We start from the raw sequence: 15,879 nt of genomic DNA, 5'->3' as shown, positions 1-15,879 counted from the left end.
AGCGGCACGCGCGTGTTTGCATCAGTTGAAATCGTTCTCGAGGAACGGCGTGCGCTTCACGGCTTGATCGATCGTGATCAGCGTCTCGAGCAGATCGGCCATGCGATGCAGTGGCACGGCATTGGGACCGTCCGACTTTGCTTCGGCCGGATTCGGATGGGTTTCCATGAACAGGCCCGCGACGCCCGTCGCGACAGCCGCTCGCGCCAGCACGGGTACGAACTCGCGCTGACCGCCCGAACTGGTGCCCTGTCCGCCCGGCAACTGCACCGAGTGGGTCGCGTCGAACACGACGGGTGCGTCCGTTTCGCGCATGATGGCGAGCGACCGCATGTCGGACACGAGGTTGTTATAACCGAACGACACGCCGCGTTCACACGCCATGAAACGGTCTTCCGACAGACCCGCTTCACGCGCCGCGTCGCGCGCCTTGTCGATCACATTCTTCATGTCGTGCGGCGCGAGGAACTGACCTTTCTTGATGTTGACGGGCTTACCCGAACGCGCGCACGCGTGGATGAAGTCCGTCTGACGGCACAGGAACGCAGGCGTTTGCAGCACGTCGACGACCGACGCGACCTGATCGATTTCGTGTTCGCTATGTACGTCGGTCAGAACGGGCAAGCCGAGCTGACGCTTCACTTCGGACAGAATGCGCAAACCCTCGTCCATTCCCAGGCCACGGAACGACTTGCCGCTGCTGCGATTGGCTTTGTCGTACGAAGACTTATAGATGAACGGAATCTTCAGCTTCGCGCAGATTTCCTTCAGCTTGCCGGCCGTGTCGATCGTCATCTGTTCGGATTCGACCACACACGTGCCCGCGATCAGGAAAAACGGCTTGTCGAGGCCGATTTCGAAATCGCCCAGTTTCATACTTTCTCCTCGACGCTCGCTTCGCGATGCGCACGCGCTGCTTCAACGAACGCCTTGAAAAGCGGGTGGCCATCGCGCGGCGTCGATGTGAATTCAGGGTGGAACTGAACGCCAACGAACCACGGGTGCATCGAACGCGGCAGTTCCATCATTTCCGGCAGATCTTCGCTCGGGGTACGGGCGCTGATGATAAGGCCACCCGCTTCGAGCTGGGGCACGAAGCGGTTATTGACTTCATAACGGTGACGGTGACGCTCGTTCACATCCTTGCCGTAAATCTCTTCGGCCATCGTGCCCGGCTTGATCGGGCAACGCTGCGAACCGAGGCGCATCGTGCCGCCCAGATCGGATTCTTCCGTACGCTTCTCAACCTTGCCTTCGCGGTCGTACCACTCGGTGATCAGCGCGACCACGCGATTCGGCGTTTCCTGGTCGAATTCCGTGCTGTTCGCATCCTTGAGGCCGACGATGTCGCGCGCGAATTCGATCACCGCGAGCTGCATGCCGAGGCAGATGCCGAGATACGGCACCTTCGCTTCGCGTGCGTAGCGGATTGCCTTGATCTTGCCTTCCGTGCCGCGACGGCCGAAACCGCCCGGAACCAGCACGGCATCCAGATGCTTGAGGCTGTCGACGCCGTTCTCTTCCAGCTCTTCGGAATCGATGTATTCGATGTTGACCTTGGTCGACGTATGGATCGACGCATGGCGCAGCGCTTCGATGAGCGACTTGTACGACTCGGTCAGTTCGACATACTTGCCGACCATGCCGATCGTCACTTCGCTCTTCGGATTCTCGAGCTTCTCGACGAGGCCCGACCACATCGACAGATCAGCCGGCTTCGGCGTGAGCTTCAGCTCGTTGCAGACGATCTCGTCCATGCCCTGGTCGTGCAGCATCTGCGGAATCTTGTAGATGCTGTCTGCGTCCCACACCGAGATCACGGCGTCTTCCGGCACGTTCGAGAACATCGAGATCTTCGCGCGCTCGTCGTCGGGAATGCGGCGGTCGGCACGGCACAGCAGCACGTGCGGCGAGATACCGATTTCACGCAGCTTCTGCACGCTGTGTTGCGTCGGCTTGGTCTTCAGCTCACCCGCGGTGGCGACCCAGGGCACCAGCGTCAGGTGCACGAAGCACGCGCTGTTACGGCCCATGCGCAGGCTCATCTGACGCGCGGCTTCAAGGAACGGCAGCGATTCGATGTCACCGACCGTGCCGCCCACTTCGACGATGGCGACATCCGGCTCGCCGCACGTCGCGGATGCCGCGCCGCGTTCGACGAATGCCTGGATTTCGTTCGTGATGTGCGGAATGACCTGCACCGTCTTGCCGAGATAATCGCCCCGGCGTTCCTTGCGGATCACCGATTCGTAAATCTGGCCCGTGGTGAAGTTGTTGGCCTTGCGCATCTTCGTGCTGATGAAGCGCTCATAGTGGCCAAGGTCGAGGTCAGTCTCAGCGCCGTCTTCCGTCACGAACACTTCGCCGTGTTGAAACGGGCTCATCGTGCCGGGGTCGACGTTGATGTAAGGATCAAGCTTGAGGAGGGTGACTTTCAGACCGCGCGATTCGAGGATCGCGGCGAGGGAAGCGGCGGCAATACCCTTGCCGAGGGAAGAAACTACGCCGCCGGTGACGAAAACATATTTGGTCATCGCTGGATGCTCGCGGGAAAAACGGATTATACATGAACGCGTGCTTCCAGCCCAGTCCTGGGGCGGGTCGATCGCATCGGCCGGGCGCGCATTTCAGCGCCTCGGAGAGCGGGATTTCGATGCCAATGCAAGGTGAATTTTCGCGCCTGCCACCGGTTTGTTGCGGGTTTATGCCGCAGTGCCGCGCGGCGTTTCACTTAGGCGAAAATGCAAGGTCTCGCGGCCAGCGGACTTACTCCAACCTGCGCAGCATTCTCTGCACGGCGCGTGCCGTTTCGATGGGTCGTTCCATCGGAAAGAGGTGGCTGCCTTCCATCCATTCGAAATGCTCGCCCGCGACGCGCCGGGTCGCGTGCAGTCCCGCCTGACGCACTTCCCGCGAGCGCGTGCCGGCCACGAAACCGACTGGCACAGGTGCTCCATGCGCGAGCCGGCTGCCGAAGGTGTGCGGCAAAGTCTTGTAGATGCGGTACTCGGTCAGCCGGTCGAAAGCCAGCTCGCGCGCACCGTCGGCGGCCGCTTGCGGAATGCCGAAATCGATGTAGTCGGACAGCATGCGCTCGTCCCAGCGCGCAAACGCGGGTTTCGAATGGAAATGCCGCCAAGCCTCGTCGCGACTGGTCCAGCGCGTGCGCCGCGTACGCGTCGCCGCCGCGGGCGACAGCCGCTCGTCGAGCCCCGTCCATTGCGACACGCGCAGCATGTTGCTGCGCCAGCCCGCGATGACGGGCGAATCGAGCATCACCACGCCGCGCACCCATTGCGGCTTGCGCAAGGCCGCCATCAGCGAAAGATAGCCGCCGAGCGAATGCCCGACGAGCCACACAGGATTCTCGTAGGCACGCCCGATGTCATCCAGCAACTCGTCGACCAGATGCGGCCAGTCGCGTGTGACGGGATAGCGCGCGTCATGACCGATCCGTTCGATGAAACGCATGTCGTAGTCATCCGCGAGTTCGGCGAAGATCGTCCGATAGGTGGACGCTGGAAAACCGTTCGCATGCGAGAAATGGATGATGTTCTTCAAGCGCTATTGCCTCCGTTCTGATTTGTTCTGATTTGTTCTGTTGCGCGCTGCCGGTCTGTTGTTATCGGTCCATCCAGTAGCGTCGATGCGTCTGCCTGTAGCGCTCGAGCGACAGCGCAACACCATCGACTTCAATCCGCGCGGCGCCGTCGTCGTCGCTGCGCGAAAGCGCGATGCCGCGCGCTACGTACCGCTCGTAGACGCCCGCGTAGGGGTGATGAAACCGGTTGCGATAGCCTACCTGAAATACTGCGATGGACGGCTCGATAGAGTCGAGGAATGGTTCGGTCGACGAGGTCTTGCTGCCGTGATGCGGCACGAGCAGAACCTGCGCGCGCAACGCAGCGGGATCGCGCGAGAGCAGCGTGCGTTCGACTGGCGCTTCGATGTCCGCGGCCAGAAAGGCGCTAACGGGCGTCCTGACGTCATCGGGCGTTTGAATGTGCGTACTGACGCGCAGCACGCAGCAATGCTCGTTCGGCTTGCCTCGCAATGGCCCCGCGTCGGGCCAGAGTATCGCGAAGTCGACGCCGTCCCATTGCCAATGCTGGCCAGCCGCGCAGCGCACGGTCTGCGCGCCCTTCCCGCTAGCTGACTGCCATAGCGCGTGAGTCGGCGGCAGTCCGCCCAATAGCTGTTTCACTTCGATACCTTCGAGCACGGCAGGCGCGCCGCCCGAATGATCGGAATCGGCATGACTGATGACCAGCGTATCGAGCGACGTAATGCCCGCCGCCTGCAGATACGGCACGACGATGCGTTCGCCCGCGTGTGTCGATTCAGGCCCCGGACCGGCGTCGAACAGCAGCGTGTGGTGCGCAGTTTCGACGACGATCGACGAGCCTTGTCCGATGTCGAGCGCCGTGAGCCGGAACGCGTTCTCGGCGGGCGCAGCCGACGCAGGCGCGAGCAGCGGCAGCCACGTTAACGGCGCGGCCCAGCGCAGCGGCCAGCCGGCCGGCGCAAGACACCACGCGACACCGACAGCCGCGAACGCCATCGCCCAGGCATCGGGTTGCGGCAATGTCCACACCGACCACGCCGGCCCCGACAGCAGTTGCAGACCGGCGGCGAGCATATCCAGCAGATGATGCGCGAAGCGAAACGCGAACGCATCGAGCGGTGCCGGCAACGCGACGCCGGCAATCACAGCGGGCGTAACTAACATACTGACCCAGGGAATCGCGAATGCATTCGCCACGGGGCCGATCAGCGGAATCTGCGAGAAAAAGCATACGGTCAGCGGCGCGAGCGCGATGGTCACCGCAAACTGAACGCGAGCACCGCTGCGCATGCGGTTTGTCAGCGCGCCGAAACATGCGCGAATTGCGTCGAAACTACGTGCCGTCAAAGCGCCCCCGTGCGGCTCGCCAGTCGCTGTGTCGGGCCGTTCGTTATCACTTTGCGCGACATGCGCGGCACCCGATATTGCGAACAGAATCGCGGCGACGGCACAAAACGATAGCCAGAACCCCGCCGACACGACTGCCCACGGATCGACCAGTAGCACCAGCCCAAGCGCCCACGCGATCACGACGGAAGGCGCGACGCGTCGTCCGCCGACATACGCGAGCGCCACCACACCCGCCATCCAGAGCGCGCGTTGCGCGGGCACATTGAAGCCTGCAAGCGCCGCGTGGAACGCAGCGAACAACGCGCCACCTACGATCGCCACTTTCTGAGCGGGCACCCGCAACGGCAATCCGCGACCGACGAAGAACGAATGGCGCCACAACTTTCCGATCATCCATCCCGCGAGCCCGGCGACAAAGCCGATATGCAAACCCGAAATCGCAACGAGATGGCTCGTTCCCGTGCGCCGCATCAACAGCCAGTCGGCAGCACTGACGGCGTCCTGCGCGCCGATTGCGAGCGCCACCACAATGCCCATGTGCGGGGCATCGTTCAGCACAGTGGCAATCCGTTCGCGAATCTTCGACCGCCATCCGTCGAACAGCACACCCACGCCGCCGACCGCTCCGGGGAGCCGCATGGCGAGCTGCGGCGCGCTGACATAACCTGTCGCACGAACATCACGCGCTAGCAGCGAGGCTTCCGCATCACGCACACCCCAGTTCGCGTTGCCATGCGGACGCTTGAGTCGCACATTCAGATGCCAGCGCGAACCCGGTTCGAGCGCTGGCGGCGGCGCATCATTGGCGATCCACGACAGTTGCAGCGTGCGCGGAAACCTCGCGACGGGCGCATCCGTAGATTCGACGACGAACAGGAAACGCGCGCCGTCGGCACTGCGTGTCGGCAGCCCTTTGATCCAGCCGTTGACGGCGATGTCGCGCCCTTCCCATGCATGCGGCAATTCGACCACGAGCCGCGTTTGCGCGCGCCATGCGGCATAGCCGAATCCGCAGCACGCGGCCGCACACAGCACCGCACCCCAGCCTGCACGTCTGGGCCATGCGTTGCCGCGCCGGAAACACGTCCACGAAACGACGCTCAACATGCAAGCACTCACGATCAACGCAAGGCAGCCCAACCACCCCGGCAACGAAGCCTGTTGCTGCAACCACACGACGCCCAACGCAAACCCGCACCACACTGCCCGCATGCCGCCTCCACACCCGACACTCGCGCAGCACCACGTCGACATTCATCCGGAATCCGAATCAATATCGACGAGACTATTTACGCAAGCCAAGCAGTGATTATGCAGAGTAAAGCGCGAGCCGCGGCAACGCAGCGTGCGCATTAGCCGTTGTGCCTATCGCCAGCTCGTTCGGGTCGATGCTGCGCTGTTCGGCCAGGATTGCGCCGATCGCGGGAATCTGATCCGGCGTGTTGCGCTGCCGGTAGAGCCAAGAAGGCGCGATATCGGGCGCGTCGGTTTCGACGACGAGCGCGTCGAGCGGAAGTTGCGCCGCGAGCCGGCGAATCTGCAGCGCGCGTTCGAACGTCACATTGCCGCCGAAGCCGAGATGCATGCCGTGATCGATGAACGCCTGCGCCTGCTGGAAGCTGCCGTTGAACGCATGCGCAATGCCCCGATTCACGTGATTGCGCCGCAAGCCTTTCAACACCTGATCCTGCGATTTGCGCACATGGCAAATTGCGGGCAGATCGAACTCGCGCGCGAGCTTCAGTTGTTCGTTGTAGTAGAACTGCTGCGTTTCGTCGTCGAGTCCCGGCACGAAGTAATCGAGGCCGATTTCACCGAGCCCGACGAACAGCGGATCGTCGAGACTCGCCTCGATTTCCATGCGCAGCACGTCGAGATCGGAGGGCTGCGCCTGCGGCGTATAAAGCGGATGAATGCCAAGCGCGTACGCCCCGCCCCGCACACGATGCGCCAGTTCGCGCACCACCGTGAAATTGCTGCGCGCAATGCCCGGAATCACGATCCGGCTCACGCCCGCGTCGAGCGCCGCGCTCGCGACGGCGTCGCGATCCACGTCGAATTCCGAAGCGTCGAGATGACAGTGCGTATCGATCCACATGCGCGCAGCCTTGTATCGAAAGAGTGAACCCGCCAAGCGCGCCCGGCCTCAGACGGGCACCGTCGGTTCCTCGTACAGCACGCCGTCGCGCAGACGCATCGTGCGATCGCAACGGGCCGCCAGATCGGGATCGTGCGTGACGATCACGAAACTGGTCGAGAGCGTCTCCGACAGTTCCAGCATCAGGTTGAACACGGTGTCGGCTGTGCCGCCATCGAGGTTGCCCGTCGGTTCATCGGCGAGCACACAGGCGGGCTTTGTGACGAGCGCGCGCGCAATCGCGACGCGCTGCCGCTCGCCGCCCGACAGTTCGCCCGGACGATGCTTCGCGCGATGTGCGAGCCCCACGCGCTCCAGCATGTCGAGAGCCTGCTTGCGCGCGTCTTCCGTCGTCATGCGGCGGATGCGCAGCGGCATCGCGACGTTATCGAGCGCGCTGAATTCGGGCAACAGATGATGGAACTGATAAACGAAACCGAGCGCGCGGTTACGCAGATCGTTGCGCTCGCGCTCGGAGAGCTTCGTGAAAGGCTTGCCCATCACTTCGACGTGGCCGGTGCTCGGATCGTCGAGGCCGCCCAGCACGTGCAGCAGCGTGCTCTTGCCGGAGCCCGACGCGCCGACGATCGCCAGCTTCTCGCCGCGCCGCACGGACAGTTGCGTGTTGTTCAGCACCTGCACGTTCAGGCCGCCCTGAACGAACGCCTTGGAAATACCCGTCGCTTCGAGCACGTACGGGTGCAAACCGGATTCGTCAGCGGCCATGAGCGTGTTGTTCGGACGATCATTCATAACGCAGCGCCTCCGCCGGACGGACCTTCGCGCCGCGCCAGCTCGGATAGAGCGTCGCGAGGCACGACAGCAGGAACGCGATCACGCCGATCCTGATGACATCGCCCGGCACGAGTTCGGACGGCAGTTCACTGATGAAATACACCGACGGCGGCAGGAACTGCACATGCAGCAGATGCTCGATCATCGGCACGAGCCACGGAATGCTCCACGCGATCAGACAGCCGAGCGCGACGCCAATGCCCGTGCCGACGAAACCGATCGTCATGCCCTGAATGACGAAAATCTTCATGATCGAACCAGGCTGCGCGCCAAGCGTGCGCAGAATCGCGATATCGGCCTGCTTGTTGGTCACCGTCATCACCAGCGACGACACCAGATTGAACGCGGCCACCGCGATGATCAGCGTCAGGATGATGAACATCATGCGCTTTTCGATCTGCACGGCGGAGAACCACGTCTTGTTCTGCTGCGTCCAGTCGCGGATATACAGATCGCCCGATAGCGTGCGCGCCAGCTGATGCGCGACTTCCGGCGCGCGCTGCATGTCCTGCAGGCGCAGGCGCACGCCCGTCGGCGCCGGCAGCCGGAACAGCGCCTCCGCGTCCTTGATATTGATCAGCGCGAGCGTGCTGTCGTACTCGTAGTGGCCGGATTCGAACACGCCGACCACGGTGAACTGCTTCAGACGCGGCAACAGGCCAGCGGGTGTCATCGTGCCTTCGGGCGCGACGAGCGTGATCTTGTCGCCCGTCGTCACGCCGAGATTGCCGGCTAGATCCCCGCCGAGCACGATGCCGAATTCGCCCGGCTTCAGCTCGTTCAGGTTGCCCGCCTTCATCTCCTTGCCGATGTCCGACACTTCCGGCTCGAGCGACGGCTCGACGCCGCGCAGCGCGACGCCGCTCACGGCGTCCTGGCGCGTAAGCAGCGCCTGCGCCTCGACGTACGGCGCGGCGCCGATCACTTCCTTGTTCTGCTTCGCTTCCTGGGCGGTGAGTTGCCAGTTCGGCATCGAGCCCGTCGGCGAGAAGATTTCGACGTGCGCGAGCACCGACAACATGCGGTCGCGCACCTCTTTCTGGAAGCCGTTCATCACCGACAGCACGACGATCAGCGCGGCCACGCCGAGCGCGATGCCCGACATCGACACGAGCGCGATGAACGAGATGAAGCCGTTACCCGTGGTGCGTTTGCCGGCGCGCGTGTAGCGCCAGCCAATCTGCCATTCGTATGGAAGTTTCAAGCGAGTCCTTTTTCAGCGTCGTGCGCTGTGTTCTGCATTTGCCTGCCCGGCATCCGCGCTTGGGGCACAAACTGCCGTCAGGCGCGCGAAAGCCGTGTCGATTGGGCGCGAATTCCCGCCGATGGTTCCAGAACGCCGGCTTGCGGCGGCTTTCCTCATACGGCGAATCGGTGCCAGACAGCGCGATGTCGCGCGCGGCATCCGGCGCCATGCGGCCATTCGGCGCGCAATCGTTGCGCGAATTGTACGCACCGGCGCACGAGTCACCGCATTTTGCGCGTCCCGATCGCCCGCCATCGCGGATCAACGGGGCGAAGTTTGCCATACAATGCGCAGCATCATGAATGCCAACCGACTGCACCTTCTACTGCCTTTCGCGCTGCCCGCGGCAGCCGACGCATCCACCGCACTGCATTCCCTCGACATTCCCGCCCTCGACAAACTGGTTGCCCGCGCGACGCTGGTCGAACGTGTGATCGGCGAAGACTTCCAGCGCACGCTGCCGCATGAGCGCTGGGTCGCGCGCGCCTTCGGCGCGATTCCTGCTGGCACGGCCGCCGAAGATGAAGCTCCGCTTGCGCCGTACATGCTGCTCGCCGACGGTGGCCATCCCGGCGACGCGACGTGGGCGTGCGTGCAGCCGGTGCACGTGCGGATCGCGCACGACCATCTGGTGCTGATCGATCCCGCCTCGCTGGAACTCGCCAACGACGACGCGCGCAAACTGCTCGACGTCGCCCGTCCGCTGATCGAAGAACTGGGCGTGCGGATCGAAGCGCCGCAGCCGTCGCGCTGGTATCTGTCGAGCGATGCGTTCGGCACGCTGGCGGGCGCCTCGCCGCTGCGCGCGAGCGGCCGCAATATCGAAATCTGGCTGCCGCACGAGGCACACTCGGGCGAACGCTCACGTGCGTGGATGAAGCTGCAGAACGAAGTGCAGATGGCGTGGTTCGAGCATCCCGTGAACGAGGCGCGCGAGGCGCGCGGCCTGCCCGCCGTCAACTCGATCTGGTTTCACGCGCAAGGCGCAGCGCAGCCGGTCAAAAGCGACTTTGCGCGCGTGCTGTCGGATGCCGCCGCGACGCGCGGACTCGCGCTGGCCGCCAAAGCCGCAACCGACGCACCGCCGTCGAATTACAAGGCATGGCGCCCGGACGGCGCCGCGTCGACGCTGATCGAACTGGACCCGTTTTCCGCGCCGTTCATCGAGCAGGACTGGGGCCGCTGGAACGCCGCGTTCGGCGCGCTGGAGCGCGACTGGCTCGCGCCGGCGCTCGCCGCGCTGCAATCGGGCGAACTCGGTGAGCTTGGTCTCACGCTGTGCGGCGACACGGGCTCGGTCACACTGAACATCACGCGCGGCGATCTGCGCAAATTCTGGCGACGGCGTCTTTTTGCGTCGCTTTTCATCGAATGAACTGTCTTTCTGTTTTCGCTTTCGCCGCATGACTCGAATCGTAACGCGCCCCTGCTCTCCCGCCGACGCCGAAGCGTTGATCCGCCACGGCCTGCACCCCGTGCTCGCGCGCCTCTATGCGTCGCGCGGCGTGTGCCTGCCCGATGAAATCGAAACCGGACTCGCGCGGCTCACGCCGCCCGCAACGCTCAAAGGCTGCGAGACAGCGGCGACGCTGCTCGCGGACGCCATCGAAGGCAAGCGCCGCATGCTGGTCGTCGCGGACTACGACTGCGATGGCGCGACGGCCTGTGCGGTTGCCGTGCGCGGCCTGCGCATGTTCGGCGCGCAGATCGACTATCTGGTGCCGAACCGTTTCGAGTACGGCTACGGCCTGACACCCGAAATCGTCGCGCTGGCCGCGCAACGGCCGGGCGGCAAGCCGGATCTGCTGATTACCGTCGATAACGGCATTGCGAGCGTCGATGGTGTGGAAGCGGCGAATGCGCTCGGCATCGACGTGCTCGTCACCGACCACCATTTGCCCGGCGACGAACTGCCGGCGGCACGCGCGATCGTCAATCCGAACCAGCCGGGCTGCGAGTTCCCGAGCAAGTGCATCGCGGGTGTGGGCGTGATGTTCTATGTGCTGCTCGCGCTGCGCGCGGAATTGCGCAAGCGCGGCGCGTTCGGCGATGGGCGCGCGGAGCCGCGTCTGGACGGGCTGCTCGATCTTGTTGCGCTCGGCACGGTCGCCGACGTCGTGAAGCTTGACGGTAATAACCGCGTGCTGGTCGCGCAGGGTTTGCAGCGGATTCGCAATGGACGCATGCAGCCGGGCATCGCGGCGATGTTCCGCGCCGCGGGGCGCGATGCGCGCGTCGCATCCGGCTTCGACCTCGGTTTCGCGCTGGGTCCGCGTCTGAATGCCGCGGGGCGGCTGTCGGACATGTCGCTGGGCATCGACTGTTTGACGACGGACGACGTCGGGCGCGCGTGGGAACTGGCGCAGCAACTCGACACGATGAACCGCGAGCGGCGCGAAATCGAAGCGGGCATGCAGCAGCAGGCGCTCGACGATCTTTCCACCGTCGATCCCGCCGGTTCCACCACGATCACGCTGTTCAACCCAAGCTGGCACCAGGGCGTGATCGGCATCGTCGCGGGACGGCTGAAAGAGAAATTCCACCGTCCCTCGTTCACGTTCGCTTTGGCCGACGACAGCGGCGACACCGTCAAGGGTTCGGGCCGGTCGATTCCGGGTTTCCATCTGCGCGACGCGCTCGATCTCGTCTCGAAGCGCGAGCCGGGGCTGATCGCCAAGTTTGGCGGCCACGCGATGGCGGCGGGCATGACAATCGCCACGGCCGATCTGCCGCGCTTCACGGCGGCGTTCGAGCAGGTGGGGCGCGAGTGGCTGACGCAGGAAGTGCTGGCGCGCACGGTCGAGACGGATGGCGATCTTGAAGATGCGTATTTCACGCCGCAGTTCGTCGAGATGCTCGATGCGGCGGTTTGGGGACAGGGCTTCCCGGCGCCGGTTTTTTCGGGTGAGTTCGAGGTGATGTCGCAGGCGCTGGTGAAGGACAAGCATCTGAAGCTGCAACTGATGCGCGGGCGGCAGCGGTTCAATGCGATCTGGTTCAATCACACGGCGCCGTTGCCGGCGAGGACCACGGTTGCCTATCGGCTGTCTGCGGATTCATGGAACGGGGTTGCGAGGGTGCAACTGATCGTTGAGCATGCTCTGCTGTAGTCGTCTACCCGCGCGGGCCTTGCGCATGGATCATCCGCTATAATTTTGGTTTTTGGGTCTGCAGTAAGGGTTTGGTTTTTTGCTGGCGCCGTTTGAGGTGGGTTTTTGGCGATTTTTGCTGGCATCCGCGTGATGGTGATTTTTGCTGGCATCCGCGTGATGGTGTTGGTTTGCCTGGGTTGCCCCTGTGCGGGGCGGCACTTACTTTCTTTGCCGCCGCAAAGAAAGTAAGCAAAGAAAGCGGCTAACACCGCCAGCGCTAGTCGTTGCCTGAGGGCCCCCAACGGGTCTTATGCTTCGCGCGACAACCGCTCTGTTCAATCCCCGTTGCCAACACTTCGAATAACCGCCTCACCCGCTTCGATCATCCGTAGCACAACCAGCGGCAGCGAACGGTCACCGCCGCCCAGGTGGCAAACTGTGTGTAGGGTTTAGTGCTTCACACGTTAGCGCTCTCACGACGCCGATCCGCTTTTCGGTCCGGAGTGGTGCGCATGGGCCGCGACAGCCTACACACAGTTTGCCACTCTGGAACGTGGGCGATTTGATCGCGCGTGCGGCGACGCGGGAGCATGGAGCGGGTGATGAGCCAATTCGAAGCGTTGGCGGGGGGTATTGAGAAGAGCGATGCCGCAAACAGGACGGGGCCGCTGGGGGCCCGTGGGCAGGAAGAAGAGCTGGCGGTGTGAGCGGCTTTCTTTTGCCTACTTTTCTTTGCCGCGGCAAAGAAAAATAGGTGCCGCCCCGCACAGGGGCAACGCCTGAAGCAGGCAAAACACATCGCGGATGCCAGCGCAAAGCAAAGCAAAACCAAGCAAAACCAAATCAAACCCATCAGCGTCGCAGACAAAGCAACACCAACATTTATCTGAAACTGGATCGACATGGAAGCGGAACGCCTGAACGCAATCGACTCCTCTCTGGCGGACCTGCGCACACGCGCAGGCGAGCTCCGGGGGTATCTTTGACTACGATGCAAAGTCGGTACGACTGATCGAAGTCAACAAGGAACTGGAAGACCCGAACGTCTGGAACGACTCGAAGCACGCCCAGGCGCTCGGCAAGGAAAAGAAGCTGCTCGAAGGCGTCGTCGACGTGCTGAGCGCGCTCGATAACGACCTGCGCGACACGAAAGACCTGTTCGACATGGCGCGCGAAGAAGACGACGAAGACACCCTCGTCTCGGTCGAAGAAGACGCCGCGAAACTCGAGGCGCGCGTCGCCGATATGGAATTCCGCCGGATGTTCTCGAACCCGGCCGACCCGAACAACGCGTTCATCGACATCCAGGCAGGCGCCGGCGGCACGGAAGCGTGCGACTGGGCCTCGATGCTGCTGCGCCAGTACCTGCGCTACTGCGAACGCAAGGGCTTCAAGACGGAAGTGCTCGAAGAATCCGAAGGCGACGTCGCCGGCATCAAGAGCGCGACCATCAAGGTCGAAGGCGAATACGCGTACGGCTTCCTGCGCACCGAAACGGGCATTCACCGCCTCGTGCGCAAGTCGCCGTTCGATTCGTCGGGCGGCCGTCATACGTCGTTCTCGTCGGTGTTCGTGTACCCGGAAATCGACGAATCGTTCGAGATCGAAGTCAATCCGGCCGATCTGCGTATCGATACCTACCGCGCGTCGGGCGCGGGCGGGCAGCACATCAACAAGACCGACTCCGCCGTGCGTATCACGCACGTTCCGTCGGGCATCGTCGTGCAGTGCCAGAACGACCGCTCGCAGCACCGCAACCGCGCCGAAGCGATGGCGATGCTGAAGTCGCGCCTGTACGAAGCCGAAATGCGCAAGCGCCAGTCGGAACAGGACAAGCTCGAAGCGGGCAAGTCGGACGTGGGCTGGGGTCACCAGATCCGTTCGTACGTGCTCGACAACAGCCGTATCAAGGATCTGCGCACCAACGTCGAAATCAGCAACACGAAGAGCGTGCTCGACGGCGATCTCGACGCATTCATCAGCGCGAGCCTCAAACAGGGCATCTAAGCGCAGCCGGCGCGGCATGCTCTTTCGCCGCGCCGCATTTTTCACCGCCCGCGCCCTGCCGCCGTCATTTGCATCACGCGCAACAGGACGCACCGAACACCGAACCTCATCACCATGACCGAACCGACCCAGCCTAACGCTGCCCAGCAGAACGCAGCCGCCGAGGTGGACGACAACCAGATCATCGCCGAGCGCCGCGAAAAGCTGCGCGCGCTGCGCGAGCAAGGCGTCGCCTACCCGAACGACTTCCGTCCGACCCACCACGCCGCCGATCTGCAAACGGAATACGCGGACGCCGACAAGGACGCGCTCGAAGCCAAAGCACTGCAAGTCGCGCTGGCCGGCCGGATGATGCTCAAGCGCGTGATGGGCAAGGCCAGCTTCGCGACGGTGCGCGACGGCTCGGGCCAGATCCAGTTCTTCATCACGCCCGCCGATGTCGGTGAAGCGACATACGAAGCGTTCAAGAAGTGGGACCTTGGCGATATCGTCGCCGCCAAGGGCGTGCTGTTCCGCACCAACAAGGGCGAACTCTCCGTGCGCTGCACGGAACTGCGTCTGCTGTCGAAGGCGCTGCGCCCGCTGCCGGACAAGTTCCACGGTCTCGCCGACCAGGAAATGCGTTATCGCCAGCGCTATGTCGACCTGATCGTCACCGACGAAGCGCGCAAGACCTTCGTCGCACGCACGAAGGCCGTGTCGTCGATCCGCAAGTTCATGGCCGACGCGGACTTCATGGAAGTCGAAACGCCGATGCTGCACCCGATTCCGGGCGGCGCGGCGGCAAAGCCGTTCGTCACGCATCACAACGCGCTGGATATGCAGATGTTCCTGCGTATCGCGCCCGAGCTTTACCTGAAGCGGCTGGTGGTCGGCGGCTTCGAGCGTGTGTTCGAGATCAACCGGAATTTCCGTAACGAGGGCGTGTCGCCGCGTCACAATCCGGAATTCACGATGATGGAGTTCTACGCCGCGTACACCGATTACAAGTGGCTAATGGATTTCACCGAGCAACTGATCCGTCAGGCCGCCGTCGATGCGCTCGGCAACGCGACGATCACGTATCAGGGCCGTGAACTCGATCTGTCGAAGCCGTTCCATCGTCTGACGATCACGCAAGCCATCCAGAAATACGCGCCGCAATACACCGACGCGCAACTCGCGGACGGCGCGTTCCTGCGTACGGAACTGAAGAAGTTCGGCGTCGACGCGAACCAGCCGCAGTTCCTGAACGCGGGTATCGGCGCGCTGCAACTGGCGCTGTTCGAAGAGACGGCGGAATCGCAACTGTGGGAGCCGACCTTCATCATCGATTACCCGGTGGAAGTGTCGCCGCTCGCGCGCGCATCGGATACCGTCGACGGCATCACCGAGCGTTTCGAGCTGTTCATCACGGGTCGTGAAATCGCCAATGGCTTCTCGGAACTGAACGATCCGGAAGATCAGGCTGCGCGCTTCAAGAAGCAGGTCGACCAGAAGGACGCCGGCGACGAAGAAGCGATGTACTACGACGCCGACTATATCCGCGCGCTCGAATACGGCATGCCGCCCGCTGGCGGTTGCGGCATCGGTATCGACCGTCTGGTGATGCTGCTCACCGACAGCCCGAGCATCCGCGACGTCATCCTGTTCCCGCATCTGCGCCGCGAAGACTAAGCGCCTCATGTCGTGACCACGGCCGCGCACG

Annotated in this window: 11 protein-coding genes; 4 read left to right on the top strand and 7 right to left on the bottom strand. The window is 63.3% G+C overall.

Annotated elements, in window-relative coordinates; translation table 11 throughout:
- Positions 1 to 21: 21 nt before the first annotated feature.
- The 7 genes from kdsA to G3O01_RS18370 form a co-directional block, all read right to left on the bottom strand.
- On the bottom strand, positions 22 to 876 hold the full coding sequence (kdsA, locus tag G3O01_RS18400; protein ID WP_205806567.1) for a 3-deoxy-8-phosphooctulonate synthase: 855 nt from the start codon (positions 874 to 876) through the stop codon (positions 22 to 24).
- The gene (locus G3O01_RS18395; RefSeq protein ID WP_205806566.1) at positions 873 to 2,534 is read right to left on the bottom strand and encodes a CTP synthase; all 1,662 of its coding nucleotides are present in this window, start codon (positions 2,532 to 2,534) and stop codon (positions 873 to 875) included. Before G3O01_RS18395 ends, kdsA begins: the two co-directional genes overlap by 4 nt.
- 232 nt (positions 2,535 to 2,766) lie before the next feature.
- On the bottom strand, positions 2,767 to 3,561 hold the full coding sequence (locus tag G3O01_RS18390) for an alpha/beta hydrolase (RefSeq protein ID WP_205806565.1): 795 nt from the start codon (positions 3,559 to 3,561) through the stop codon (positions 2,767 to 2,769).
- 61 nt (positions 3,562 to 3,622) lie between these two features.
- Positions 3,623 to 6,127, bottom strand: a complete 2,505-nt coding sequence (locus tag G3O01_RS18385) for a DNA internalization-related competence protein ComEC/Rec2 (protein ID WP_205806564.1) — start codon at positions 6,125 to 6,127, stop codon at positions 3,623 to 3,625.
- 97 nt (positions 6,128 to 6,224) lie between these two features.
- The gene (locus tag G3O01_RS18380) at positions 6,225 to 7,013 is read right to left on the bottom strand and encodes a TatD family hydrolase (protein WP_205806563.1); all 789 of its coding nucleotides are present in this window, start codon (positions 7,011 to 7,013) and stop codon (positions 6,225 to 6,227) included.
- 48 nt (positions 7,014 to 7,061) lie between these two features.
- The gene (gene lolD, locus G3O01_RS18375) at positions 7,062 to 7,805 is read right to left on the bottom strand and encodes a lipoprotein-releasing ABC transporter ATP-binding protein LolD (RefSeq protein WP_205806562.1); all 744 of its coding nucleotides are present in this window, start codon (positions 7,803 to 7,805) and stop codon (positions 7,062 to 7,064) included.
- A complete protein-coding gene (locus G3O01_RS18370) occupies positions 7,798 to 9,051 on the bottom strand; it encodes a lipoprotein-releasing ABC transporter permease subunit (RefSeq protein ID WP_205806561.1) in 1,254 nt (417 codons plus the stop codon). Before G3O01_RS18370 ends, lolD begins: the two co-directional genes overlap by 8 nt.
- A gap of 328 nt (positions 9,052 to 9,379) precedes the next feature.
- Between G3O01_RS18370 and G3O01_RS18365 the strand changes: the two genes are divergently transcribed.
- The 4 genes from G3O01_RS18365 to lysS all read left to right on the top strand — a co-directional run bounded on the left by G3O01_RS18365 (position 9,380) and on the right by lysS (position 15,848).
- Positions 9,380 to 10,468, top strand: coding sequence for a regulator (locus G3O01_RS18365; RefSeq protein ID WP_205806560.1), 1,089 nt, complete (start codon positions 9,380 to 9,382; stop codon positions 10,466 to 10,468).
- A gap of 28 nt (positions 10,469 to 10,496) precedes the next feature.
- Positions 10,497 to 12,203 carry a single-stranded-DNA-specific exonuclease RecJ gene (gene recJ, locus G3O01_RS18360; RefSeq protein WP_205806559.1) on the top strand — a complete coding sequence of 569 codons (1,707 nt, stop codon included), beginning with the start codon at positions 10,497 to 10,499 and terminating at the stop codon, positions 12,201 to 12,203.
- An 884-nt stretch (positions 12,204 to 13,087) separates the two neighbouring features.
- Positions 13,088 to 14,192 (top strand): peptide chain release factor 2 gene (gene prfB / locus G3O01_RS18355; RefSeq protein ID WP_205806558.1). Its coding sequence is split into 2 segments (ribosomal slippage): positions 13,088 to 13,168 and positions 13,170 to 14,192, totalling 1,104 coding nucleotides; the frame shifts between segments, so codons are not numbered across the junction.
- A gap of 114 nt (positions 14,193 to 14,306) precedes the next feature.
- Complete coding sequence (lysS, locus tag G3O01_RS18350) at positions 14,307 to 15,848, top strand: lysine--tRNA ligase (RefSeq protein ID WP_205806557.1); 1,542 nt, start codon at positions 14,307 to 14,309, stop codon at positions 15,846 to 15,848.
- The last annotated feature ends 31 nt before the right edge of the window (positions 15,849 to 15,879 follow it).

Source organism: Burkholderia sp. Ac-20365 (assembly GCF_017104715.1).
GTDB lineage: Bacteria > Pseudomonadota > Gammaproteobacteria > Burkholderiales > Burkholderiaceae > Paraburkholderia.
Note: the sequence above shows the minus strand (reverse complement) of the source record. Positions and strands in the feature narration are given on the sequence as shown.

Bases quoted from the DNA above. Each gene is read 5' to 3' on its own strand.
- kdsA (WP_205806567.1), bottom strand. From the start codon at position 876: ATGAAACTGGGCGATTTCGAAATCGGCCTCGACAAGCCGTTTTTCCTG.
- G3O01_RS18395 (WP_205806566.1), bottom strand. From the start codon at position 2,534: ATGACCAAATATGTTTTCGTCACCGGCGGCGTAGTTTCTTCCCTCGGC.
- G3O01_RS18385 (WP_205806564.1), bottom strand. From the start codon at position 6,127: ATGCGGGCAGTGTGGTGCGGGTTTGCGTTGGGCGTCGTGTGGTTGCAG.
- G3O01_RS18380 (WP_205806563.1), bottom strand. From the start codon at position 7,013: ATGTGGATCGATACGCACTGTCATCTCGACGCTTCGGAATTCGACGTG.
- lolD (WP_205806562.1), bottom strand. From the start codon at position 7,805: ATGAATGATCGTCCGAACAACACGCTCATGGCCGCTGACGAATCCGGT.
- G3O01_RS18365 (WP_205806560.1), top strand. From the start codon at position 9,380: ATGCGCAGCATCATGAATGCCAACCGACTGCACCTTCTACTGCCTTTC.
- recJ (WP_205806559.1), top strand. From the start codon at position 10,497: ATGACTCGAATCGTAACGCGCCCCTGCTCTCCCGCCGACGCCGAAGCG.
- lysS (WP_205806557.1), top strand. From the start codon at position 14,307: ATGACCGAACCGACCCAGCCTAACGCTGCCCAGCAGAACGCAGCCGCC.